23 protein-coding genes are annotated in these 23,806 nt (G+C 67.6%); all 23 read left to right on the top strand.

Going from position 1 to position 23,806, the window contains the following annotated elements; genetic code table 11:
- Nucleotides 1-8 precede the first annotated feature (8 nt).
- The 23 genes from speB to STARVERO_RS00545 all read left to right on the top strand — a co-directional run bounded on the left by speB (nt 9) and on the right by STARVERO_RS00545 (nt 23,802).
- A complete protein-coding gene (gene speB, locus STARVERO_RS00655; protein ID WP_159597558.1) occupies nt 9-953 on the top strand; it encodes an agmatinase in 945 nt (314 codons plus the stop codon).
- Nucleotides 954-1,048: 95 nt separating this feature from the next.
- Complete coding sequence (locus STARVERO_RS00650; protein ID WP_159597557.1) at nt 1,049-1,849, top strand: transporter substrate-binding domain-containing protein; 801 nt, start codon at nt 1,049-1,051, stop codon at nt 1,847-1,849.
- Between the two features lie 81 nt (nt 1,850-1,930).
- A complete protein-coding gene (locus tag STARVERO_RS00645; RefSeq protein WP_144341927.1) occupies nt 1,931-2,611 on the top strand; it encodes a GntR family transcriptional regulator in 681 nt (226 codons plus the stop codon).
- A gap of 10 nt (nt 2,612-2,621) precedes the next feature.
- Nucleotides 2,622-3,557, top strand: coding sequence for a dihydrodipicolinate synthase family protein (locus STARVERO_RS00640; protein ID WP_159597556.1), 936 nt, complete (start codon nt 2,622-2,624; stop codon nt 3,555-3,557).
- Between the two features lie 3 nt (nt 3,558-3,560).
- Nucleotides 3,561-4,340 (top strand): SDR family oxidoreductase, encoded by a 780-nt coding sequence (locus tag STARVERO_RS00635; protein ID WP_159597555.1) that lies wholly within the window; start codon nt 3,561-3,563, stop codon nt 4,338-4,340.
- Nucleotides 4,341-4,364: 24 nt separating this feature from the next.
- Nucleotides 4,365-5,351 carry a hydroxyacid dehydrogenase gene (locus tag STARVERO_RS00630; protein WP_159597554.1) on the top strand — a complete coding sequence of 329 codons (987 nt, stop codon included), beginning with the start codon at nt 4,365-4,367 and terminating at the stop codon, nt 5,349-5,351.
- A complete protein-coding gene (locus STARVERO_RS00625; RefSeq protein ID WP_159597553.1) occupies nt 5,348-6,604 on the top strand; it encodes a Zn-dependent hydrolase in 1,257 nt (418 codons plus the stop codon). Before STARVERO_RS00630 ends, STARVERO_RS00625 begins: the two co-directional genes overlap by 4 nt.
- Nucleotides 6,605-6,813: 209 nt before the next feature.
- Complete coding sequence (locus tag STARVERO_RS00620) at nt 6,814-7,968, top strand: transporter substrate-binding domain-containing protein (protein ID WP_159597552.1); 1,155 nt, start codon at nt 6,814-6,816, stop codon at nt 7,966-7,968.
- A gap of 10 nt (nt 7,969-7,978) precedes the next feature.
- A complete protein-coding gene (locus tag STARVERO_RS00615; RefSeq protein ID WP_144341933.1) occupies nt 7,979-8,587 on the top strand; it encodes an ANTAR domain-containing response regulator in 609 nt (202 codons plus the stop codon).
- 496 nt (nt 8,588-9,083) lie between these two features.
- Entirely contained in the window at nt 9,084-9,548 is a 465-nt protein-coding gene (gene ureE, locus STARVERO_RS00610) for an urease accessory protein UreE (RefSeq protein WP_159597551.1), read from the top strand.
- Nucleotides 9,545-10,210, top strand: coding sequence for an urease accessory protein UreF (locus tag STARVERO_RS00605; protein WP_159597550.1), 666 nt, complete (start codon nt 9,545-9,547; stop codon nt 10,208-10,210). Before ureE ends, STARVERO_RS00605 begins: the two co-directional genes overlap by 4 nt.
- Before the next feature lie 14 nt (nt 10,211-10,224).
- The gene (locus tag STARVERO_RS00600; RefSeq protein ID WP_159597549.1) at nt 10,225-10,920 is read left to right on the top strand and encodes an urease subunit gamma; all 696 of its coding nucleotides are present in this window, start codon (nt 10,225-10,227) and stop codon (nt 10,918-10,920) included.
- Between the two features lie 11 nt (nt 10,921-10,931).
- Nucleotides 10,932-12,644 carry an urease subunit alpha gene (gene ureC / locus STARVERO_RS00595; protein ID WP_159597548.1) on the top strand — a complete coding sequence of 571 codons (1,713 nt, stop codon included), beginning with the start codon at nt 10,932-10,934 and terminating at the stop codon, nt 12,642-12,644.
- Between the two features lie 5 nt (nt 12,645-12,649).
- On the top strand, nt 12,650-13,297 hold the full coding sequence (gene ureG, locus STARVERO_RS00590; RefSeq protein WP_144341938.1) for an urease accessory protein UreG: 648 nt from the start codon (nt 12,650-12,652) through the stop codon (nt 13,295-13,297).
- Complete coding sequence (locus STARVERO_RS00585) at nt 13,294-14,157, top strand: urease accessory protein UreD (RefSeq protein ID WP_159597547.1); 864 nt, start codon at nt 13,294-13,296, stop codon at nt 14,155-14,157. Before ureG ends, STARVERO_RS00585 begins: the two co-directional genes overlap by 4 nt.
- Nucleotides 14,158-14,511: 354 nt before the next feature.
- Nucleotides 14,512-15,813, top strand: a complete 1,302-nt coding sequence (locus STARVERO_RS00580) for a transporter substrate-binding domain-containing protein (protein WP_159597546.1) — start codon at nt 14,512-14,514, stop codon at nt 15,811-15,813.
- Nucleotides 15,814-15,944: 131 nt separating this feature from the next.
- A complete protein-coding gene (gene urtB / locus STARVERO_RS00575; RefSeq protein ID WP_144341941.1) occupies nt 15,945-16,820 on the top strand; it encodes an urea ABC transporter permease subunit UrtB in 876 nt (291 codons plus the stop codon).
- Nucleotides 16,821-16,868: 48 nt separating this feature from the next.
- On the top strand, nt 16,869-17,969 hold the full coding sequence (urtC, locus tag STARVERO_RS00570; protein WP_144341942.1) for an urea ABC transporter permease subunit UrtC: 1,101 nt from the start codon (nt 16,869-16,871) through the stop codon (nt 17,967-17,969).
- A 5-nt stretch (nt 17,970-17,974) separates the two neighbouring features.
- Nucleotides 17,975-18,721: an urea ABC transporter ATP-binding protein UrtD gene (urtD, locus tag STARVERO_RS00565; protein WP_144341943.1), complete on the top strand. Its 747-nt coding sequence runs from the start codon at nt 17,975-17,977 to the stop codon at nt 18,719-18,721.
- Nucleotides 18,722-18,723: 2 nt separating this feature from the next.
- Entirely contained in the window at nt 18,724-19,422 is a 699-nt protein-coding gene (gene urtE / locus STARVERO_RS00560) for an urea ABC transporter ATP-binding subunit UrtE (protein WP_159597545.1), read from the top strand.
- A gap of 196 nt (nt 19,423-19,618) precedes the next feature.
- The gene (locus STARVERO_RS00555) at nt 19,619-20,059 is read left to right on the top strand and encodes a N,N-dimethylformamidase alpha subunit family protein (protein WP_144341945.1); all 441 of its coding nucleotides are present in this window, start codon (nt 19,619-19,621) and stop codon (nt 20,057-20,059) included.
- Between the two features lie 149 nt (nt 20,060-20,208).
- Nucleotides 20,209-22,608 carry a N,N-dimethylformamidase beta subunit family domain-containing protein gene (locus STARVERO_RS00550; protein WP_159597544.1) on the top strand — a complete coding sequence of 800 codons (2,400 nt, stop codon included), beginning with the start codon at nt 20,209-20,211 and terminating at the stop codon, nt 22,606-22,608.
- Nucleotides 22,609-22,695: 87 nt separating this feature from the next.
- On the top strand, nt 22,696-23,802 hold the full coding sequence (locus STARVERO_RS00545; protein WP_159597543.1) for a Rieske (2Fe-2S) protein: 1,107 nt from the start codon (nt 22,696-22,698) through the stop codon (nt 23,800-23,802).
- Nucleotides 23,803-23,806 lie beyond the last annotated feature (4 nt).

Raw genomic sequence — 23,806 nt, 5'->3', positions numbered from 1 at the left:
CCTTGAAGATGAGCGTCCTGCCTGTCGATTCGCTCGAAACGCCGCGCTTCTGCGGGGTGCCGACCTTCATGCGCCTGCCGCAGGCGACGACGCTCGAGGGGCTGGACGCCGCCATCATCGGCCTGCCGTCGGATTCCGGCGCGCCGTTCCGCACCGGGGCGCGCTTCGCGCCCAACGCGGTACGGGCGATGTCGATCATGCTGCGCCCGATCAACCCGTACCGGAACATCAACGTCTTCGAGCGGCTGGCCTGCGCCGATGCCGGCGACGCGGCGGTGGTGCCGGGCTACGAGATCGAATCGCTGGAGCGGCTGGAGGCGGCCGTGCACGCCGTCGTCGATGCCGGGGTGACGCCGTTCGGCATCGGCGGCGATCATTCGGTGACGCTGGCGGGGCTGCGGGCGGTCGCCGCCAAGCACGGGCCGCTGGCGCTGATCCAGTTCGATTCCCACAGCGACACCTGGGACAAATATTTCGCCGGCAAGCGCTACAGCGCCGGCACCCCGTTCCGGCGCGCGGTCGAGGAGGGGATCGTCGATCCCGCCCGCTCGATCCAGATCGGCATGCGCGGTTCGCTGTTCAAGGCGGACGATGTGAGCCAGTCGCTGGATCTCGGCTACGAGGTCGTCACCACCGACGACATGTTCGAGATGGGCATCCCGGCGCTTGCCGCCCGCATCGCCGCGCGCACGGCGGGTGCGCCGGCCTATCTCACCTTCGACCTCGACTTCATCGACCCGGCCTTCGCCCCGGCGGTTCAGACGCCCGAGGCCGGCGGCCCCAGCACCCGCGAGGCGCTCGACCTGCTGCGCCGCATCGAGGGGATCAACCTCGTCGGCGCGGATGTGGTGGAGCTCTGCCCGCCCTACGACCAGCCGGCCCAGACCACGGCGCTCGTCGCGGCGACGGTGATGGCCGAACTGCTGGCGCTGCGCGCGGCCATGAAATCCTGAACGGGAGCGCGATGCGCTCTCCTTCACGAGCGGACCGGAGCCGCCGCGGCGGCCCGTTGACGACCAGAGGACAGCAGACGACAGAGGGACAAAACATGCGTCTGAAACTTCTTCCCGTGCTCGCCGCCGCTCTCGTCGGCGGTCTCATCGCCGGTGGCGTCGCCGCGCCGGCAGGTGCGCAGGAACTGGAGCTGATCAAGCCCGGCACGCTGCTCATCGCCACCGAAGGAACCTATCCGCCCTTTTCCATGCGCGCCCCGAACGGCGAACTGGACGGGCTCGAGATCCGTGTCGGCAAGGAGATCGCGCGCCGGCTGAACCTCACCTACGAGCCGGTCATCATCAAGTGGGAGGCGCTGCTCGTCGGTCTCGCCGCCGACCAGTACGATTTCGCCTCCGATGCGATGGACATCACGGCCGAGCGCCAGAAGCAGGTGATGTTCGCCGATGGCTGGCTGGAGTCGGGCGGGCGCATCGTCACCAAGAAGGATTCGCCGATCAAGACGCCCGCCGACATCAAGGGCAAGACGGTCGGCGTGCTGGTCTCCTCCACCTGGCAGAAGCTGGCCGAGGAGCGCGGCGCCACCGCCAAGGCCTACAAGGCCGAATCGGACGCCATCCAGGATCTGGTGAACGGCAATATCGATGCGGTGATCACCGATTCCATCGCCGCCGCCTATGCCATCGAGGCCTCTAAGCTGCCGCTGGTGCTGGTCGACGAGTATCTCAGCCACGTTCAGAAGGGCTTTCCCTTCAAGAAGGGCAAGCCGAACCTCGTCAAGGCGGTGAACAAGGCGCTGGCGGACATGATCGCCGACGGCACCTATGCCAAGCTCACCACCCCCTTGATCGGCTATTCGCCCGCACCGAAGGACCCGATCAAGACGCAGTTCTGATCCTCCTCCCGTGCCGCGCCCGGCCGACCCCCCACATGCGGCCGGGCGCCCCTTCGCAGAGTTTTGGTCGCAGAGTCCCGCATGCCCATTTCCGCCCGCCCCAAGCCCGTCGCCGGCCCGCGCGAGGAACGCGAGGAGAGCCTCGGCCAGACCGCCTACAACGAACTGCTCGACCGGCTGATCAAGCGGGAGATCGCCGTCGGCTCGGTGCTGCAGGAACGTCGCATCGCCGAGGCGCTCGACATGTCGCGCACCCCGGTGCGCGATGCGCTGAACAGGCTGGAAAGCGAGGGTTTCATCACCCGCCAGCCCGGCGGCGTGCTGGTGGTCAAGGAGTTCTCCACCCGTGAGCTGATCGAGACGCTGCATGTGCGCCAGATCCTCGAAATGGAGGGCGTGCGTCTCGCCGCCGGCCGCATCCCCCTCGCCGAGCTCGACGCGGTGGAGGCCGATATCCGCTCGCTGCTCGAGGATCCCGACCGTTCCGCCGGAAAGGACTGGGAGGTCGACAGCCGCCTTCACGGCCTGATCGCGAGCCACAGCGGCAACGCGGTGCTGGCCAAGCACATTCAGGACCTGCGTCTGAAGACGCACATGTTCAACATGGACCGCGTGCCCGAGCGCTTCGAGATCGGCCATCGCGAACATCTCGCCATCATCGATGCCCTGCGCCGCGAGGACCGCGAGGCCGCGCGCGCCGGCATCCAGACCCACATCGAAAACGTCAAGCTGAGCATCATCGAAAAGCTCCGCGCCATCTGAGGAGGGCCCCATGGCGGCCGAAAAGATCAACGAACGGACGCGGGGCGTCTACATCATCTCCCCCACGCCCTTCACGGAAACGGGCGAGATCGATTTCGCCAGCACGGATTCCCTGATCGACTTCTACCTGGAGGCCGGCGTCACCGGCATCACCATCCTCGGCGTGCTGGGCGAGGCGCCCAAGCTCGCCCCGACGGAAGCGCGGGCGTTCCTCGAACACGTCATGAAGCGCATCGATGGCCGCCGGCCGATCGTCGTCGGCGCCAGCAATCCGGGCACCGACAATCTCGTGCGCTTTGCCCGCGAGGCCATGGACCTCGGCGCCGCCGGCCTGATGATCGCGCCCCAGCCGGGGCTGAAGACCGACGACCAGGTCTTCGGCTACTGGGCCGAGGTGCTCACCCGGCTCGGGCCGGACGTGCCGGTCTGCTACCAGGACTATCCGCAGACGACCAACACGGTCTCTTCCGTCGCGGTGCTGCACCGGCTGATCGACGCCTTCCCGAATTTCGTCATGCTGAAGCACGAGGAAGCCTCCGGCCTGCCCAAGATCACGAGAATGCGCGAGCGCTCGGACAAGGGCGAGGGCCGGCGCGTCTCCATCCTCGTCGGCAATGGCGGCCTCTATCTGCCGCAGGAACTGAGGCGCGGCGCGGACGGCGCGATGACCGGCTTCGCCTATCCCGAGATGCTGGTCGAGGTGTGCGCGAAGTTCCACGCCGGCGATGTCGAGGGGGCCGAGGACCTGTTCGACATCTACCTGCCGATCCTGCGTCACGAGCAGCAGATGGGCTTCGGCCTCGCCGTGCGTAAGGATGTGCTGCGCCGGCGCGGCATCATCGCCTGCTCCAACACCCGCCATCCCGGCCCGAAGCTGACCGCGCGCGACCATCAGGAACTCGACGAGCTGATGGCCCGGCTCGGCGCCAAGCTGCACGGCAGGTGAGCCATGGATCTGGAGATCGGGGGACGCACCGCGCTGGTGCTGGGCGCGAGCCGCGGACTGGGCCTTGCCGTCGCGCAGGCCCTCGCCGCCGAAGGCGCGCGGGTCATTCTTGCCGGGCGCAGCGCGAGCACGCTGGAGGCGGCGGCCGCCGGCATCACCGCCGCCGGCGGCGCGGCGGAGATCCTGCCGCTCGACCTGGCGGACCGCGCCGGCGTGCGCGCGGCGCTTGCCGGGCTGGAGGCGCGGCCCGTCGACATCCTCGTCAATAATTCCGGCGGCCCGCCGCCCGGTCCGGTTTCCGCCGTCCCGCCGGAAACCTGGAGCGCGCAGTTCGAAACCATGGTGGGCGCCATCTTCCTCATTACCTCGCGGCTCCTGCCCGGTATGCGCGCGCGCGGTTTCGGACGGATCGTCAACATCGTCTCCTCCGGCGTGGCCCAGCCGATCCCCAATCTCGGCATCTCGAACGCGCTGCGTGCCTCCATCGTCGGCTGGGCGAAGACCCTTGCCGCCGAGGTGGCGGCGGAGGGCGTGACCGTGAACTGCGTGCTGCCCGGGCGCATCCACACGCAGCGCGTGGACGAGCTGGACGCCGCCGCCGCCGCGCGCAGCGGGCAGAGTGTCGAGGCCGTCGCGGCCGCCTCGCGCGCCGCCATCCCCGCCGGGCGCTACGGCACGCCACGGGAATTCGCCGACGCGGTGGCCTTCCTCGCCAGCGCGCGGGCCGGCTACGTCACCGGCGCGCAACTGCGTGTCGACGGCGGCGCCATTCGCGGCATCTGACCGATCCACTCCCGGGGGCTGCTCATGGCGTCGCTCTGCCTCATCCTCCAGCGCATCCACGAGGCCGGCCCCGACCTGATGCGGAGCGCCGGCCACGAGGTGCGGCTGGCCGGCTCGCTGGAGCGCGCGGCGCTCCTAGCGGAGATCGCCGGGGCGCGTGCGGTGCTGACCCGCGACGCGCTCGTCGATGCCGCCCTGATGGACGCGGCGCCGGGGCTGCGCGTCATCGGCGTGCACGGCACCGGCGTGGACAATGTGGACCTGGCGGCGGCGACGGCGCGCGGCATCCCGGTCGTCAACACGCCGGGGGCCAATGCGCGCTCGGTCGCCGAACATGCGCTGGCGCTCGTCTTCCACCTCGCCAAGCAGATCGGGCCGGGCGAACGGGCGGTGCGGACGGGCGATGCGAGCTTCAAATACCGTTCCGCGCTGACGGAGCTGGAAGGCGTCACCTTCGGCGTCGTCGGCTTTGGCGCCATCGGACGGGAGACGGCGCGGCTCGCCCGGGCGCTCGGCATGGAGCCGCTGGTCTGGACGCGTCGCGCTCACGATCCCGCCGTCGCCGCCGCTGGCTTCGCGCACGAGCCGGACCTCGGCCGCCTGCTGGCCCGGGCCGATATCGTCTCGCTGCATCTGCCGGGCGGGCCGCAGACCCGCCACCTGATCGGTCGGGCCGAGATCGCCCGGATGAAGCCGACGGCCTTCCTCGTCAACACGGCGCGCGGCGCGGTGATCGACGAGGAGGCGCTGGTCGAGGCGCTGCGCGGGAAGCGGATCGGCGGGGCGGGCCTCGACGTCTTCGCCCAGGAGCCGCTGCCGCTCTCCTCGCCTCTCGTCGGCCTCGAAAATGTGGTGCTGACCCCGCATGTCGCGGGATCGACCGAGGCGGCGTTGCGGCGGACGGCGACCGCGCTGGCGCGGCAGGTGGCCGAGGTGCTCGACGGCCGGCGGCCGGGCCATCTCGTCAATACCGACGTGGCCCCGCGCCTCTGGCCAGAGGGCGCGTCATGAGCGCGCTGCCGGCCGCCGCGATCGCCCTTGCCGGGCGACTGTTCGAGGAACTGCGTCTCCACACCACGGACGAGCCGGGCATCACCCGCGCGGCCTATGGCGAAGGCGAGGAATTCGCCCATGCCCTCGTCCGGCGCGCCGGGCTGGAACTCGGCCTTCACGAGGCGGTGGACGTGGCGGGCAATCTCTATCTCACCCTGCCGGGCGAGGATCCCGCGCTGCCGGGCTGGATCATCGGTTCGCATATCGACAGCGTGCCGCATGGCGGCAATTTCGACGGCGCCGCCGGCGTGCTGGCGGGCCTCGCGGTCGTCGCCGCGCTGCGCGAGGAAGGGCGCCGGCTCGCGCGCGATCTCACCGTCATGGTGATCCGCGCCGAGGAAAGCACCTGGTTCCCGGTTTCCTATCTCGGCAGCCGCGCGGCGTTCGGCCTCCTGCCGGCGGAGGCGCTGGAGACCCGGCGGGCCGATACCGGCCGGACGCTGCGCGAGCACATGGAGGCGCTCGGCTTCGATGCCGAGGCGGTGGCGCGGGGCGAGGCGCATCTCGATCCGGCCCGCATCCACGGTTTCGTCGAGCTGCATATCGAGCAAGGCCCGGTGCTGGAACGTGAGGATGCCGCGCTGGGGCTCGTCACCGGCATCGCCGGCTCGTTCCGCTACCGCAAGGCTCGCTGCCTCGGCAGCTACGGCCATTCCGGCGCGGTGCCACGCGCCTACCGGCAGGATGCGGTGGTCGCCTTCGCCGATCTCGTCGCCGCGCTGGAAACCACATGGGACGGGCTGGAACGCGAAGGCGCGCGGGCCACCATCACCTTTGGCGAGGTCGGGACCGATCCGGCGCAGCACGCCTTCAGCAAGGTGCCGGGCGAGATCGGCTTCTGCCTCGACGTGCGCAGCGAGAGCCCGGCCGTGCTGGAGCGCATCCATGGCGAGCTGATGGCCCAGGCGGCGGTGATCGAGCAGCGGCGCGGCGTGCGTTTCGACTTCGGCGAGAAGACCGGCAGCACGCCCGCGATCCTCGACGCCTCCCTGCGCGCCCGGTTCGCGGCATCCGCCGCGCGCGAGGGCGTGCGTGCCGTCGAGATGCCGAGCGGCGCGGGTCATGACACGTCGGTCTTCGCCAATCGGGGCGTGTCCTCGGCCCTCCTCTTCGTGCGCAACCAGAACGGCAGCCACAACCCGCAGGAGGACATGCGCCTCGCCGATTTCGCCGAGGCCGTGCGTGTCATCCGGCGGGCGATCGCCGGCTGATCCCGACGGGCCGAACAAATACTGCGCAGGCCGGGGCGGCGGATATTGCGGGTTTGTTGCCTAGACTATGAGAATTCTTTCCGATCCCGGCGGCATTCCGATGGCAGAGTGATTATTCGCTGGGCGGTGCGCGCATCATTTGATCTGTCAAAAGCCGGCGCGAGCGTTCATGAATCCTCGGGGAAAGTGCGGGCTGGAGGTTCGGCGTTGTGATTGGCGGAGCGTGGCGCGTCGGTCTTTTGTATTCGACGACGGGGGTGACGGCGAATATCGAACAGACCCAGCTGAATGCGGCCCTGCTCGCCATTGAAGAGATCAACGCCGCCGGCGGCGTCCTCGGGCGTCCCGTCGAGCCGCTGCACGTCGATGGCGGCTCCAATCCGCGTCGCTTCCGCGACATCGCCGCCCGCATGCTGGGGCTGGAGGGCGTCCGCCTGCTGTTCGGCTGCTACATGTCGAGCGTGCGCAAGGCGGTGCTGCCGCTGATCGACGGCTATCGCGGGGTGCTGTTCTACCCCACCTTCTACGAGGGCTTCGAATATTCGCCGCAGGCCATCTTCACCGGCGCGGTGCCCAACCAGAACGCCTTCCAGCTGGCGAAATACGTGCTGACCAAGCACGGGCAGCGCGTGTTCTTCATCGCCTCGAACTACAGCTATCCCTACGAATCCAACCGCATCATGGCCGACTTCGTCACGCAGGTGCGGGGCAAGGTCGTCGATGAGGTCTACATCGCCCTCAATGCCGGCCCGGAGGAGATCTCCCGCGCCATCAAGCGCATCAGGAAGCACAGCCCGGACGTGATCTTCTCCACCATCGTCGGGCAGGCGACGGCGCCATTCTACGAGGCCTATCGCGAGGCGGGCCTCGATCCGGCCACCATGCCCATCGCCAGCGTCGCGACGTCGGAAGCCGACATCGCCGAGATGGCGCCGGGCGTCGCCGAGGGGCATATCGCGGCGGCCACCTTCTTCGACACGCTGGCGACCCCCGCCGCGCGGGCCTTCGTGGCGGCCTATCGCACCCGCTTCGGCGAGAATGCGCCGGTGCCTTCCGCGGCGGAGGCCGCCTATTTCCAGATGCATCTGGCCGCCCGCGCCCTGGCGCGTGCCGGCACGGACGAGCCGCAGCGGATCATCGCCGAGATCAAGGCGATCGAGTTCGACGCGCCGCAGGGGCGGGTGCGGGTCGATGCGGAGAACCATCACACCTATCTGTGGCCGCGCGTGGCGCGGCTCGACGCCAAGGGGCGCTTCCAGATCATCTGGAACCCCGGCGTGCGCGTGAAGCCCGATCCCTATTGCATCGCGCAGAGCCTCGACGACTGGTCGGCGGATTTCGTCGAGCAGGCGGAACCCTTCTGAGGGGGATGCCATGTCGATCCAGATCCTGCGCGACATCAGGGGGCTGCGGGTTCAGGTCATCCACGCCAACGACGTGGAAGGCCAGCAGCTCGTCGATCATCTCAAGCGCATCGGCTGCGTCGTGGAGACCACCTGGCCGCCGCCATCCGCCTATGCGGAGAATGCCGATCTGGTGCTGCTCTCGGTCGACCAGGAGGATCGCGACACGCTGCACAAGCTCACACGCTCGCATTCGGAGCGGGCACCGACGGTCATCGCCATCGTCGGCTACGAGAATCCCTCGACGCTCGCCCTCGTGCTCGAAAGCGGCGCGCTGGCGGTGGTGGAGCGCCCGATCAAGCCGTTCGGCCTGCTGACCCAGATCACGCTGGCGCGCAGCCTCTGGCTGGAGCGCAAGGAGCAGGCCCGCCGCATCCGCAAGCTGGAGCGCAAGGTCACCAGCATGCAGCAGATCCAGAAGGCCAAGGCGATCCTCATGGGCAGCCACGGCATTTCCGAGGACGAGGCCTACCAGTCGATCCGCCGGCAGGCCATGGCGAAGCGGATCTCGATGGAAGAGATGGCGGTCGCCATTATTAATGCGAGCGAGCTCTTGAATTTCCGTCCCGATAGTGTTTAGCTTCGTTCGTCGTACGAAGTAGTGCTTACTTCGTCGGCGGAGCTGGATGGTCGAGGCTGACCGTCCGGAGAGGCGATGTAGCCCGACAAACCCGTATTCGCGGATTTGGCGGGCTTTTTATTTGCGCGGGACAAGGGCGTCCCGCCTTTGTCCCCGACATATGAGGCGCCGCCGTGAGCCGTTGGCTCCGGGAAGGCATTCCGTCGACCCGATTATTGGGTCGATAGGCCCCGCGTCCTCCTGTCGGCCTCACTCTGCCTGACTGCATTACCGCTTTCGCCACTTTTGGCTGCCTGTTCTTGAAAACTCCCGGAAAACGCGCGTCGGCCGGCATGGCCGCGCCACAGGAGACTTGCGCATGCCGTACGGATACGCCGGTACCCCGCGAAACATCGTCGGCATTGCTTTCGTTCGCGTTCGGGGCGTGCCGGAGCCCCCGTCTGCGTTCGCCGGAATACACGTCGTCGAGCTTTCCTCGCAGTGAGCTGTGCGTGCCATGCTGATGATCGAACGTGTTCTCGGAAGCCGGCTCGAACCTGCCTTCCATGAGCGGATTCACCGTCTGGAGCACAGCGGCGGGGTGGATGTCGTCACCGTCTCCACCGTCGACATGCCCCGGCGCCGGCTGCGTCTCGTCTCGGCCCGGGGCGAGGACCTCGCCATCGCGCTGCCGCGCGACCAGAAGCTGTTCGACGGCGCCGTGCTGCTGCTCGACGAGGATCGCGCCATCGTCGTGCGTGCCGAGGTGGAGCGCTGGCTGAGCTTCCAGCCGCGCTCCATCGCCGAGGGGGTTGAGCTCGGCTACCACGCCGGCAATCTGCACTGGCGCGTTCGATTTGCCGGCGAAAGACTTCTGGTCGCGCTCGAGGGGCCGATCGAGGGCTATTACGCGCGCATCGACGCCCTGCCGGGCGTCGCCTCCATTCCCCGCATGGTGGTGACCGGGGAGATGGCGGCATGATCGAGCGCCTTCTCGCCATCTGGCAGGCCGATACCGCCTTCCCCAGCGGCGGCTTCGCCTTTTCCAACGGGCTGGAGGGGCTCGCCGCCCTGTCCGGTCCGATGGGCGAGGGCGAACTTGAGGGTGTCGCGGCCGCCGCGTTGCGCCACCGCTGGGCGAGCGCGGATCGCGTCGCGCTGGTGCGGGCCTATGGGGCGGAAGACGATCTCGACGCGGTGGAGGCGGTCGACCGCGAGGTCGAGGCGACGACGCTGGCCGAGCCCTTCCGCACCGGCTCGCGCCGCAACGGCGCCGGGCTCGTCGCCGCCCATACGCGCATCGGCACGCCTGGCGCGGAGGACCTTCTGGCCCGCATCCGGCAGGGCCGGGCGCTCGGCCATCTGCCCGTGGTGCAGGGCGTCGTCTGGCGGGGAGCGGGGCTCGACCTGCCGGGCGCGGTGCTGGCCTCCGGCTATGTCGCGCTCACCGGCTTCGCCACGGCCGCGGTGCGGCTCGGCCTCGTCGGCGCCGTCACCGCGCAGGCCATGCTGCGCCGGCTGCTGCCCGTCCTCGCCGCGCTGGCCGACACGCCCGTTCCCGCCCGCATCGGAAGCTTCTCCCCGCGCCTCGACATCGCCGCTTTGCGCCATGCGCGCGGCGAGGTCCGTCTGTTCTCCAATTGAGTTCCTGAACCACCATGCTGCTGACGCCGACCGAACTCGAACGCCTGACGATCTTTTCGGCCGCGGAGCTCGCCCGCAAGCGCCGCGCGCGCGGCTGCAGGCTCAACCATCCCGAGGCGGTGGCGCTCATCACCGACGAGATCCTGGAAGGCGCGCGCGACGGCCGCTCCGTCGCCGAGCTGATCGGCTACGGCGCGACCATCCTCACCACCACGGACGTCATGCCGGGCGTGGCGGCGATGGTCGACATCCTGCAGGTGGAGGGCGTCTTTCCGGACGGCACCAAGCTGGTGACGGTGCACGAACCCATCCGCCCGGCGGAGGGCGCGGCGGAGGAGACCGTACGCCCCGGCGAGAGCCTGCCGCTCGACGGCGAGATCGAGCTGAACGCCGGCCGGCCGAAGGTCACGCTGGAGGCGGTGAACACCGGCGACCGGCCGATCCAGATCGGCTCGCATTTCCATTTCTTCGAGGTCAACCGCGCCATGGCGTTCGACCGCGCGGCCGCCTTCGGCATGCGGCTGGACATTCCCGCCGGCACCGCCATGCGCTTCGAGCCCGGCCAGTCCAAGCCGGTCACGCTCGTCCCCTTCGGCGGCAAGCGTTTCCTCGGCGGCCTCAACGGCCTGTCGGACGGCGACACCACCACGCCGGAAGCCCGCGACGCCGCGCTCGCACGGGCGCGCGCGGCCGGCTTCCGCGGCGCGTGAGGGAGGGAGAGATGGCGATCGTCAGACGTCGCGACTACGCCGCCCTTTACGGACCCACGGTCGGCGACGGGGTGCGCCTCGGCGACACCTCGCTGGTCGCGGTGGTGGAGAAGGATCATGCCGTCTATGGCGACGAATGCCTGCACGGCGGCGGCAAGACGCTGCGCGACGGCATGGGCCTCGCCGCCGGCATCACCAACGCCGAGGGGGCGCTCGACTTCCTGCTCTGCAACGTCACGCTGATCGACGCCGTGCTCGGCGTGGTGAAGGGCGATCTCGGCATCAAGGACGGGCGCATCGTCGGCGTCGGCAAGGCCGGCAATCCCGCGGTGATGGACGGGGTCGATCCGCGCCTCGTCGTCGGCGCCGGCACCACGGTGCGCGATTGCGAGGGCCTGATCGCCACCGCCGGCGGCATCGACGTGCACGTGCATTTCGACAGCGCCGGCCTTGTCGAGCACGCGCTGGCGAGCGGCATCACCACCATGCTGGGCGGCTCGCTCGGGCCGATCACCGTGGGCATCGATTCCGGCGGGCCGTTCAACACCGGCAAGATGCTGCAGGCTTCTGAAGCCTGGCCGATGAATTTCGGCTTCCTCGGGCGCGGCAACAGCCACATTCCCGGCTCGCTGAAGGAGCAGCTGGAAACCGGTTGCCTCGGCCTCAAGATCCATGAGGACTGGGGCGCCATGCCGGCGACCATCGACGCCTGCCTGCGCTCGGCGGACGATCTGGACTATCAGGTCCAGCTCCACACCGACACGCTGAACGAGAGCGGTTTCCTGGAAGACACGCTGGCCGCCATCGGCGGGCGCACCATCCACATGTACCACACGGAGGGCGCGGGCGGCGGCCATGCGCCGGACATCATCCGCGTGGCGGGCGTGGCGCATTGCCTGCCCTCGTCGACGAACCCGACCAACCCCTACACGGTCAACACGTTCGACGAGCACCTCGACATGACGATGACCTGCCATCATCTCAACCCGGCGCTGCCGGAGGATGTGGCCTTCGCGGAAAGCCGCATCCGCGCGCAGACCATTGCCGCCGAGGATATCCTCCACGACATCGGCGCCATCTCGATGCTCGGCTCGGACAGCCAGGGCATGGGCCGCATCCACGAGGTGATCTGCCGGACCTGGCAGCTCGCTTCCAAGATGAAGGACCAGCGCGGCGCCCTGCCGGAGGAGAAGCCGGGCTTCGGCGACAATGAGCGCATCCGGCGCTACATCGCCAAGTACACCATCAACGCGGCGCGGACCTTCGGCATCGCCGAGCATGTCGGCTCGCTGGAGGACGGCAAGATCGCCGACATCGTGGTCTGGCACCCGGCCTTCTTCGGCATCAAGCCGGAACTCGTCATCAAGGGCGGCTTCATCGCCTGGGGCTCGATGGGCGACAGCGCCGCCTCGCTGATGACCTGCGAGCCGGTCCTGCTGCGCCCGCAATGGGGCGCCTTCGGCCTCGCCGCGCCGGCGCTCTCGGCCTGCTTCGTCCACCCGCTCGCCATCGCCCGCGGGCTCGGCGAGGAACTCGGCCTGTCGAAGCGGCTGCTGCCCGCCAGCGGCACGCGCGGCCTGCGCAAGGCCGACATGCTGCACAACGACGCCTGCCCGAACATCCGCGTCGACCCGCAGACCTTCGACGTGTTCGTCGACGGCGAGCTCGCCACCTGCGAGCCCGCCCACACGCTGCCCCTCGCGCAACGCTACATGCTGCGGTGACACGGATGCTGGAGAGACCACAGGGACAGAAGAGCGGCCGTCTGGCCTCGGCGGCGCGGATCGGCATCGGCGGCCCGGTCGGCTCGGGCAAGACGGCGCTGATCGAGCGGCTGATCCCCGAGCTTCAGGCGCGCGACGTCGATTTCGCCGTCGTGACCAACGATCTGGTGACGCGCGAGGACGCCGAACGCCTGCGCCGTTCCGGCCTCATCGATCCCGAGCGCGTCTCGGCGGTGGAGGCGGGCGCCTGCCCGCACACCGTCATCCGCGAGGACCCCACGCTCAACATGGCGGCAGGCGACGATCTCGAGGTCCGCTTTCCGGGCCTCGAACTGGTGATCTTCGAATCCGGCGGCGACAACCTCGCCTCCACCTTCTCGCTCGATCTCGTCGACTGGTGGATGTTCGTCATCGACGTGGCCGGCGGCGATGACATCCCCCGCAAGAAGGGGCCGGGCGTCCTCAAATGCGATCTGCTGATCGTCAACAAGGTCGATCTCGCGCCGCATGTCGGGGTCGATCTGCCGGGAATGCTGGAAGAGGCGCAGAGGGCGCGGGGCGAGCGACCGGTGGTCGCCATCAATGCCCGGTCGGGCGAGGGCGTGGACACGGTGGCCGACATGATCTGTCGCGCCGTGCTGTTCCGGCCATGAAACCCGCGGCCTATTCCGGGGGAGTGGGCCTTCAGGCGGCCGGCCGGCGGCGCGCGGCCGAACTCGTCTTCGCGCGCGGGGGCGGGCGCTCGGCGCTGGTGCGGCAGATCACGCCCTATCCGTTCCACGTCACGCGCCCCTTCGCGCTCGATGTGGAACGGCCGGACCTCGCGACGCTCTATCTGCAATCGGCGTCCGGCGGCCTCTATCGCGACGATGATCTCAGCCTGGAGGTCACACTGAAGCCGGGCGCGCTCGCCCATGTGACGAGCCAGGCCGCCACCGTGGTGCACGACACGGGCGGGCAGCCGGCGCGGCAGCATGTGCGGGTCTCGGTCGGGCCGGGCGCCTTCGCGGCGCTCACGCTCGATCCGCTGATCCTGTTTCCCGGCGCGGAGTTCGTCGGGCGGACCGACATCCACCTTGCCGAGGGGGCGCTGGCGATCCTCGCCGACGGCGTTTCCTGGCACGACTTCTCGGGCCTGGGCCGGCCGTTCGGACGGCTGTCGACGGAAACGTGCGTCTTCGATGCCGGCGGCAACCTCCTCCTCGCCGACCGGGGGAGCGTCGACGGCACGGATGTCGTCGGTCCCGCGTCGATCCTCGGGCCGGAGGCGGGGGCTGTCGGCTCGGTGCTGCTGCTCGGCCCACCCGGGCGTCTGCCGGACGTGGCCGCGATCGAGGAGGCGATCGACGGGGCCGGCTGCTTCGGAGCCGCCGGCGCGGCGCCGAACGGCGCGGGCATCGCGGTGCGTCTCATCGCGCCGAATGGCGGGCGGATCGTCCGCGCGGCGGAGGCGCTTTTCACCCTCAGTGTCGGGAGGATGCTCGGCTTCGCGCCCGCTCATCGCCGGAAGTAGCTGCGTCGACGGACGGGCCGTGTCTTCGGCGCCGGAATTGATGACGTGAGACTGATTAAAGAGGCATCATCCTCCGATATTCAAACTATAAATAAGGAATATAGTCTTATATCATGTTGTTTGTACAAAAATATAAATGATGATTTATCAATCAATATGCATATGTATTGATCAATACGTAATGACGACTCGGAATCTGTCTAAAATAGTGCATCACTGTGAAGAAATATTATTGACATACAGGAATAGCCGCACGTAACGTTTCATCGTGGCGAACGGCACTCCGAGCGAATGGCCTGGGGCCGGCAGATAGCCGCGCTTTCACAGCTTCAATACTTCCAAGGGATCGCAACGATGGATTTCACGCGTCGGAAGTTGCTTAAGACCGCCGGCCTCGCCTCGGGCGCGCTGCTGGCTCCTCACATCTGGGTGCCGAGCGAAGCGCGGGCCGCGGCGCTCAAGAAGGGCGAGCCGCTCAAGGTCGGCGTCCTGTTCTCGCTCACCGGCGCGCTGGCCGTGCCGGAGGAGGATTCCACCCTCGTCCTCCAATACGCCTTCGACGAGATCAACAAGTCGGGCGGCGTCGGCGGCGTGCCGGTCGAGCCGGTGATCGTCGACGCCAAGTCGGACTTCAACGTCTATTCCGAGAAGACCAAGGAACTCATCCTGCGCGACAAGGTTATCGCGATCTTCGGCTGCTACACCTCGGCCAGCCGCAAGGCGATCCTGCCGACGATCATGCAGCGCGACCACCTGCTGTACTACCCGACCTGCTACGAGGGCGCGGAGTGCACGCAGAACACCATCTGCACCGGGCCGCTGGCCAACCAGCACTCGAAGGACCTCATTCCCTTCATGGTGCAGAACTTCGGCAAGAAGGTCTTCTTCGTCGGCTCCAACTATGTGTGGCCGAAGGAGTCGAACAAGAACGCCAAGATCTGGCTGGAGCAGGCCGGCGGCGAGCTGCTCGGCGAGGAGTACATCCCCCTCGGCAGCTCCGAGTTCGGCCCGGTGCTGAACAAGATCCGCGACGCCAAGCCGAACTTCATCTTCTCGACAGTGGTCGGCGCCTCCGACATCGCCTTCCACAAGCAGTTCAAGCAGGAAGGCTTCAAGGTCGACCAGATGCCGATCGCCTCGCTTACCACGGGCGAGATCGAGACCCGCGCCATGGGCGCCGAGTTCGGCGCCGGCCATTTCCTCTCCGCGCCGTATTTCCAGACGCTGGACAATCCGACCAACCAGAAGTTCGTCGAGGGCTTCCTCAAGAGCCCCTACGGCAAGAACGGCACGACCCACTACAACATGGAGGAGACCTATCTCTCCGCCTATGTGTTCAAGTCGGGCTTCGAGAAGGCGGCCGCGGCCGTCGGCTTCGAGAACGTCACCCCGCGCGCCATCCGCGACCATTCCGGCGGCATCCGGGTCGAGGACGCGGTCTCGCCGGAAGGGCTGATCTGGATCGACGACCAGAACTTCAATACCTGGCTGAAGCCGAAGATCGGCCAGTGCCAGGCGGACGGCACCTTCAAGATCGTGAAGGCGGCGGACGCGCAGGTCGCCCCCGACCCCTACTCGATCTACCCGGATATCGGCGTCTGCACCAAGGACGGCCTCAAGGCCCCCGACGGGAAGATCCGCAAGAACGTGATCTGACGACGATGCTCGGCTCCGCCGGCACGTTCCGGCGGAGCCGAGCGGCATGGCGATAAAGCGCCGCCGGTCCTTCCCACGAAAGGGGAGGGGCTGGCGGAAACAGGCGGCATGGCCGCGACGAAGGGCTGGCGATGGATTTCGGATCGATCCTGAACGCACTCATTCTCGGCGTCAGCATTGCGAGCATCTGGCTCATCGCCGCGCTCGGGCTGACCATCATTTACGGGGCCGCCGGCGTCATCAACATGGCGCATGGCGAGCTGATCATGCTGGGCGCCTACAGCTCCTACATGCTGCAATACTACCTCGGCGTCCCGTATCTGCTCTGCATCCCCGCCTCCTTCGTCATCGTCGCCCTGGTCGGGCTGATCCTCGAGCGCGGGCTGATCCAGTATCTCTACAACCGTCCGCTGGACACGCTGCTCGCCACCTACGGCGTCTCGCTCGTGCTGATGCAGGGCGTGCGGCTGATCTTCGGCTCCGACCCGAAATATCTCGCCGTGCCGGAGATCTTCTCCTCCAACCTCTCCCTCGGCTTCCTCTCCATCTCGACCTTCCGCGTCATCGTGCTCCTCGTCACGGCGCTGCTGGTGCTGGCGCTCTGGCTGCTGTTCTACAAGACGCGCTTCGGCGTGCAGGTGCGCGCGGTGATGCAGAACAAGGAGATGGCGGCCTCCTTCGGCATCAATTCCAGCCGCGTCTACATGCTCACCTTCGCGCTCGGCGCCGGCCTCGCCGGGGTGGCGGGCTCGCTGTTCGGGGTGCTGAACATCGTGCTGCCGACCATGGGCGCGAGCTATGTGGTGCAGGCCTTCCTGATGGTGGTGGTGGGCGGCGGCTCGCTCGCCGGCAGCGTCGTCGCCAGCGGCGTGACCGGCGAGATGCAGTCGGTGTTCGCCTTCTTCACCAACGACACCTTCGCCCGCTTCCTCATCTTCGTGCTGATCGTCGTCTTCCTGCGGTTCCGTCCGCAGGGGCTCTTCGCCAAGGCGGGGACGCGGCGATGAAGGCGAGGCGAGCGACCATCCTGCGGCACGGGGCACGCTGAGGCGATCATGGGAAATCTCTACCACAACAAGACGGCGCAATGGCTTGCCTACGCGGCCTTCTTCGCCGTGCTCGCCATCGTCCCGATGCGCATCGACGACGACTTCCTGCTGAACCAGCTCGCCACCTACGGCGTCTACGGCATGCTCGCCCTCTCGATCAGCCTGTGCTGGGGCTTCGGCGGCATCCTCAATCTCGGCCAGGGCATCGCCTTCGGGCTGGGCGCCTACGGCATGGCGATGACCATGCAGATGCAGACCCAGACGGAATCGAACCCGATCCCGCCGCTCATGCTGAACAACGGCCTCGACTACCTGCCGATGCTGTGGTGGCCCTTCGCCAATACCGGCCTCGGCATCGTCTGCGCCATCGCCGTCCCCACGCTGTTCTGCGCGATTTTCGGCACCATCATGTTCCGCGCCCGGGTGTCCGGTCCGTTCTTCGCGATCATGACGCTGGCCATGCTTTCGGCCTTCTACACCATCATCCTCGACCGGCAGGCCTATACGGGCGGCGTCAACGGCATCACCCCGCCGTCGCCGCTCCAGTTCGCCGGCGTCGAGGTCGACCCTTACAGCCCGCTCGCCTACTGGACGGTGTTCTTCGCGCTCATGATCGCCACCGTCCTCGCCAAGCTGATCACCCAGAGCTCCTTCGGGCTGGTGACGCAGGCGATCCGTGACGATGCCGAACGCGTGCGTTTCCTCGGCTACAGCGTGGCGGGCTACGAGACGATGATCTACACCATCGCCGGCCTCATCGCCGCCGTCGCCGGCTGCCTGTGGGTCATGCTGGTGCAATATGTGTCGCCGGCTCAGCTCGATGTCGGCTTCAGCCTCTCCATGGTCATCTGGGCGGCGATCGGCGGACGGCTGTCGCTGGTCGGGGCCATCGTCGGCGCCTTCGTCATCCAGGGTGCGCAGAGCTATCTCGGCGACACCTTCCTCTCCACCTGGCTGCTGATCCTCGGCGGCTTCTTCATCGTCATCGTGCGCTTCCTGCCGAACGGCCTGGCGAGCCTGCTGGAGGCTGCCCTCGGCCTGTTCGCGACGCGAAAGCCGAAATCGTCGGCGGAATCGAACGGCGCCGAGCCGGTTCCTGCGGAGTGAGGGCGATGGCGGGACTTCTGGAAATCCACAACCTTTCCAAGAGCTTCGACACCATCAAGGTGATCGACGATTTCAGCCTCGAAGTGGTCGAGGGCACGTTGTGCTGCCTTGTCGGGCCGAATGGCGCCGGCAAGACGACGACGATGGATCTCATCACCGGCCGCATCAAGCCGAGCTCCGGCAAGGTCGTCTTCGCCGGTCAGGACATCACCGCCCAGCCCGAGCACGTCATCGCCCGCGCCGGCATCGGGCGCAAGTTCCAGGTGCCGGCGGTGCTGCGCGATCTCACCGTGCGGCAGAACCTGACGGTAGCCTTTAGCCGGCAGACGAATCCGTTCTGGAACCTCTTCCGCTTCCGCTCGCCGGGGCTGGAGCGAAAGCTCGATGAGATCGCCACGCTGGCCGGGCTCACCGATCGCCTCGGCGAGAGGGCGGGCATCCTCTCGCATGGCGAGACGCAGTGGCTGGAGATCGGCATGGTGTTGATGCAGGAGCCGCGCCTCATGCTGATGGACGAGCCCATCGCCGGCATGACCGAGAGCGAGATCGAGAAGACCGCGGCGATCTTCAAGGAGCTGCGCAAGACCACGACCCTCATCGTCGTCGAGCACGACATGGGCTTCGTGCGCGAGATCGCCGACGTCGTCACGGTCATGCACATGGGCTCGCTGCTGGCGCAGGGCACCATCCAGGACATCGAAGCCGATCCGCGCGTGCGCGATGTCTATCTCGGCGAGCAGGAGGCCGCCTGACCATGCTGCTCACCTTCGACAACGTCTCCTCCTATTATGGCGCCACCCGCATCCTGCGGGATTTCTCCTTCGACATGGAGAAGGGCCAGTGCCTGTGCGTGCTCGGCCGCAACGGCGTCGGCAAGACCACGCTGATGCGCACCATCATGGGGCTGACCGACCGCTCCACCGGCGCGATCCGCATCAATGGCGAGGCGATCGAGGCCAAGGCGCCCTATCAGCGCGCCGGCTACGGCATCGGCTACGTTCCGCAGGGGCGCGGCATCCTCGCGGATTTCACCGTGCGGGAGAACATCTTGCTCGGCACCTTCGCCCGCAAGGACAAGGCGTCGGAAATCCCGGAGATCTGCCTGCGCGTCTTCCCCTATCTGCGCGACAATCTGGAGCGCCGCGCGGGGCTGCTGTCGGGCGGGCAGAAGCAGCAGCTCGCCATCGCGCGCGCGCTCGCGGTCGGGCCGCAGGTGCTTCTGCTCGACGAGCCGACCGAGGGCATCCAGCCCAACATCGTGCACGAGATCGGCGAGATCCTGCGGATGCTCAACAAGGAACTCGGCATCAGCCTCATCCTGACCGAGCAGCACATCAAGGTTGCCCGCAAGCTCGGGGATGCATTCCTGATGGTCGATAACGGCCGCGTCGTCGCGCGTGGGGCGATTTCCGAGATGACGGATGCTCTCGTCGAAAAGCACATGACGATCTGACAGTCGTTTGAGTTTCTTCTGCGGAAAATTTTATTCCAATATATTGACGTAAAGAACTGTCCTGTGTAGATTTTGAATTGTAAAAATCTTGGTGGCCAGGCGCCACGACTGAAGATTTCCGGCCTTTCTATTTAGGCCGCGTGCTTTCTTGCGCCCCGGAGCAGGGGTGCCTCTCCCCAAAATCAGCGAGGCCGTCATGATCCCTATTCCGAAGAAGGGAACGCCCGAGCGCGAGGCGCTCATCCGTGAGCATCGGGAATGCGTCGACTCCATGAAGGGGGTCGCCGGCTTCTCCGTGCTGAAATGCGAGACCCCCGGCGACACCACCATCGTCACCGGCGGCGTGCACGAGAATCCGGTGCTGCGCCGCGTGCTGCTGCGCATGCGCGGGGAATCGCCGAAGGGCAAACTCGTCGTCATCTGCACCAAGGTGGACGCGGAATGGCGCATCGGCCGCCTGTCCGGCATCCGCGGCGTGCCGCCGGAGTTCGTCAACGACAAGGTCTATACGGACGAGCAGGAGATCCAGCACGACATCTTCCTGATGCGCCTGGAGGAGATGCCGGAGACCGCCGGCATGCCCGAGCACTTCGCCGAAGGCTGGAAGCGCCGCGACGACAACTGGCCGGTGACCTGAGCCGCCATCCGTCGTCGCGATGAGGGGCGGCGCGCCCCTCATCTTCCATCGAGATCGAACCCCGCCGTGTCTTCGGGCGAAGACGCGAATGGCGAAGCCTTGTCCTGAGCAGATCCTGCCGGGCCAAGTCTTGAGGACTGGAGAACACTATGTGCGCCATGAGGCTGACCGGCTACGCTGAGAAATTCAGCGTCCACCCCGGCGACAAGATCAAGTTCTACGTCAATTGCGACGGCCCCGCCGAGTTCAAGGCGGAAGTCGTGCAGATGATCAACGGCGACACCAACCCGCGCGGGCCCGGCTTCATCGAGAAGCCCATCGCCGCCGCGTGCAACGGCACCTATAAGGGCCGCAAGCAGATCATCCATGGCGGTTCCTACGGTTATGCCGGGGACGCGCCGCAGTTCCATGTCGAGAGCTTCACGCTCCAGTGCTGGGTCTGGCCGACCACGCCCAAGACCCACCCGCGCTACTGGAAGCACGGTGCGCAGGGGCTCGTGACCAAGTGGTCGCAGGGCAAGGGCTACGGCCTCTTCCTCAACGAGGAGGGGCAGGTCGAGCTGCGCATCAACGGGCACAAGATCACCACCGGCGTGCCGATCCGCGACCATGCCTGGCACTTCGTCGCGGCGAGCTTCGATGCCGCCACCGGCGAGGTGGTGCTCTATCACGAGCCGCAGATCGTCTATGCGCTCGATCCGGTCATCGAGCCGGTGAAGACCGTCATCAAGACCAAGGTCGAGCACAGCGCGGCACCGGTCGCGCTGGCCGCCTATGTCGACAAGATGGACGAAAGCCCGCTGGCGAAGTCGTCGCTGCCGGCCGGCGTCTGGTTCACCGGCAAGTACAACGGCAAGATCGACAGCCCGCGCATCTGCAACAAGGCGCTGTCGCGCTTCGAGATCGAGCAGATGAAGGCCGGCGCCCAGCCGGGCCTCACCGAGCGCCGCAACTCGGGTCCCACCGGCGCGCTGTCCGAGACCGTCGTCGCCGCCTGGGATTTCTGGGACGGCATCGACACCATCGTGGCCAAGGACAACGGTCCCTATCGCTTCGACGCGCAGCTGGTGAACTGCCCGACGCGCGCCATGACCGGCTACAACTGGGCCGGCGAGAACTTCGACTGGAAATACGCCAGGAAGGAATATGGCGCGATCCACTTCCACGACGATGACGTCGACAATGCCCGCTGGGAGGCCGATGTCGAGTGGAGCGTGCCGGAAGAGGGCATCAAGAGCCGCTTCTATGCGCTCAAGCTGACCACCTCCGAGGGCGACGAAGACTACATCCCGTTCTGGGTAGTGCCGCGCATCGGCAAGGAGCAGTCGAAGATCGCGGTCATGGTGCCGACCATCAGCTACATGGCCTATGCCAACGAGCACGTGGCCTGCAACGCCGGCGGCGCCGAACTCTTCGTCTACCGCGTGCCGATCATGCAGCAGCAGAACATGTTCCTGGCCGAGCACCGGGAATATGGCGGCTCGATCTACGACACCCACACGGACGGCTCGGGCATCTGCCTGTCCTCGCGCCTGCGGCCCATCCTGTCGATCCGGCCGAAATACGACCACTTCCTCGCCCAGGCGCCGTGGCAGTACCCGGCCGATCTCCACCTCGTCTACTGGCTGGAGACGATGGGCTACGAGTACGACGTCTTCACCGACGAGGACGTCACCTATGACGGCCTTGCCCGGCTGGAGAACTACAACGTCATCATCACCGGCTCGCACCCCGAGCATAATTCGGGCCCGCAGCTCGACGCGCTGCACAACTACACCCAGCGCGGCGGCCGCCTGATGTATATGGGCGCCGACGCCTGGTACTGGGTGCATTCCTACCACCCGGCCTATGACGGCATCGGCCGCGGCGTCATCACCGAGATGCGCCGCTGCGAATCCGGCATCCGCACCTGGCGCGCCGATCCCGGCGAGTACTACCATCAGGGCACGGGCGAACTCGGCGGCATGTGGCGCTTCCGCGGCCGCTACCTGCATTCGGTCGCCGGCGTCGGCATGTCGTCCGAGGGCTTCGATATCTCGAGCTACTTCAGCCGCACGCCGGACAGTCTCGATCCGCGCGTCTCCTGGGCCTTCGAAGGCATCAGCTATGACGAGCCGCTCGGCAATTTCGGCCTCGTCGGCGGCGGCGCGGCGGGCCTCGAGCTCGACATCGTCGACACCATGCTCGGCTCGCCCCCGCACACCCTCGCGGTGGCGACCTCGGCCGGCCGGCACACGGAGGCCTATCTCCTCGTCATGGAGGATTTCGGCTTCAACCAGCAGGGTCTCGACGGCACCGTGCATCCGCGGGTGCGCGCCGACATCGCCTATCACGAGACGCCGAACGGCGGCGCCGCCTTCTCCTTCTCGTCGATCGCCTTCTGCGGCTCGCTGCCGTGGAACAACTGCCAGAACAACATCTCCACCCTGGTGAAGAACGTTCTGGACCGCTTCTCGGCGGACGGTCCCCTCCCGCCCCCGCCGGCGGATGCGATCAGGCACCGCGGACGCGCGGACTACGAGTCCCCCGCTCTCGCGCAGCGCGGCTGACGCATCCGGCCCCGATGTGCGCGCCGTGCCCGGCATGGCGCGCACATCTCCTCGCGAACCGCATGTCAGGATCAGGAGGCGTCGACGATGCTCAATCGACCGGATCTCGGCTATTTCGACGATGGCAGCGATCTCGCGAGCCCCGGCTTCTTCGCCGGCGCGCTCGGCGAGGCCGGACAGGCGCGCGTGCTACCGCCGGCCGCCTATGGCTCGCTCGCCTTCTCCAATCTGGAGGACGAGGCGATCTGGACGCGGGACTGGGTGAGCATCGGCACCGTCGATTCCATTCCCGGAACGGGCGATCTCCTGCCCTTCACCGTGGGCACGCACGGCATCCATGTGCAGCGCATGGCGGAAGGCTTCCGCGCCCGCTTCAACAAGGCGCAGCACGGTGGCTGCCGGCTGGTGCCGCTGCAGTGCCAGACCGGCGCCAAGACGCGCTGCTCCTTCACCTCCTGCGGGCACAGCCGCGACCGGGCGGCGATCCCGGCGGGCGAACTCGGCAGCGACACGCCGGAGATGCACCAGTATCTCGGGCTCCGGCCGGAGCGCCTGCTCGGCGCGCATGTGCGCGTCTGGGGGCCGCTGATCCTCGTCAATCTCGACATGTTCCCGGCCGGGCCGGAGGCGAGCCTCTACGCGCTCGATCACGCGGCCCGCTTCTTCCCGTCCCGGCGCACCGTGCGCTCCGCCGAGCGCTGGCTGGAGTTCGCCGCCAACTGGAAGCTGGTGGCGCAGAGCCTGACCGCCGGCGTGCCGGTCGACGAGGATGAGGCCGGGCTCTGGCAGCTTTCCGAGAGCGTGCTGGACGATGGCACCGTTGCCCGTACCGCGCTGGTCTTTCCCAATCTCGTGCTCCTGTCCGCCGGCAGCGAGACCTGCGTCGTGGTGCTCCAGCCCACCGCGCTGGGCCGCACGCTGTGCCGCGTCAGCGTCTATGGCGAGGCGGAGGGCACGTCGCCCGACCTCGACCGCTGGTGCGGCCAGATCGCCCCGCGTGCCGAGCGCGCGGTCGCCGACCACGCCAATTTCTCGCGCTGGGGCGCCAGCCACCGGCCGGAAACACTCGGCCTCGCGCCGCCGCTGCAGACCGTGCCGCAGGGCCTGTGGCTCCAGCGGCAGGTGGCCGCGCGCATTGCCCGCCTGCCGAGCGAGGCCATCGACCAGCCCATCTACCAGAACCCGGGGAGCTGACGCC

The organism is Starkeya nomas, assembly GCF_902703545.1.
Classification (GTDB): domain Bacteria; phylum Pseudomonadota; class Alphaproteobacteria; order Rhizobiales; family Xanthobacteraceae; genus Ancylobacter; species Ancylobacter moscoviensis.
This window is presented reverse-complemented; position numbering and strand designations above follow the sequence as displayed.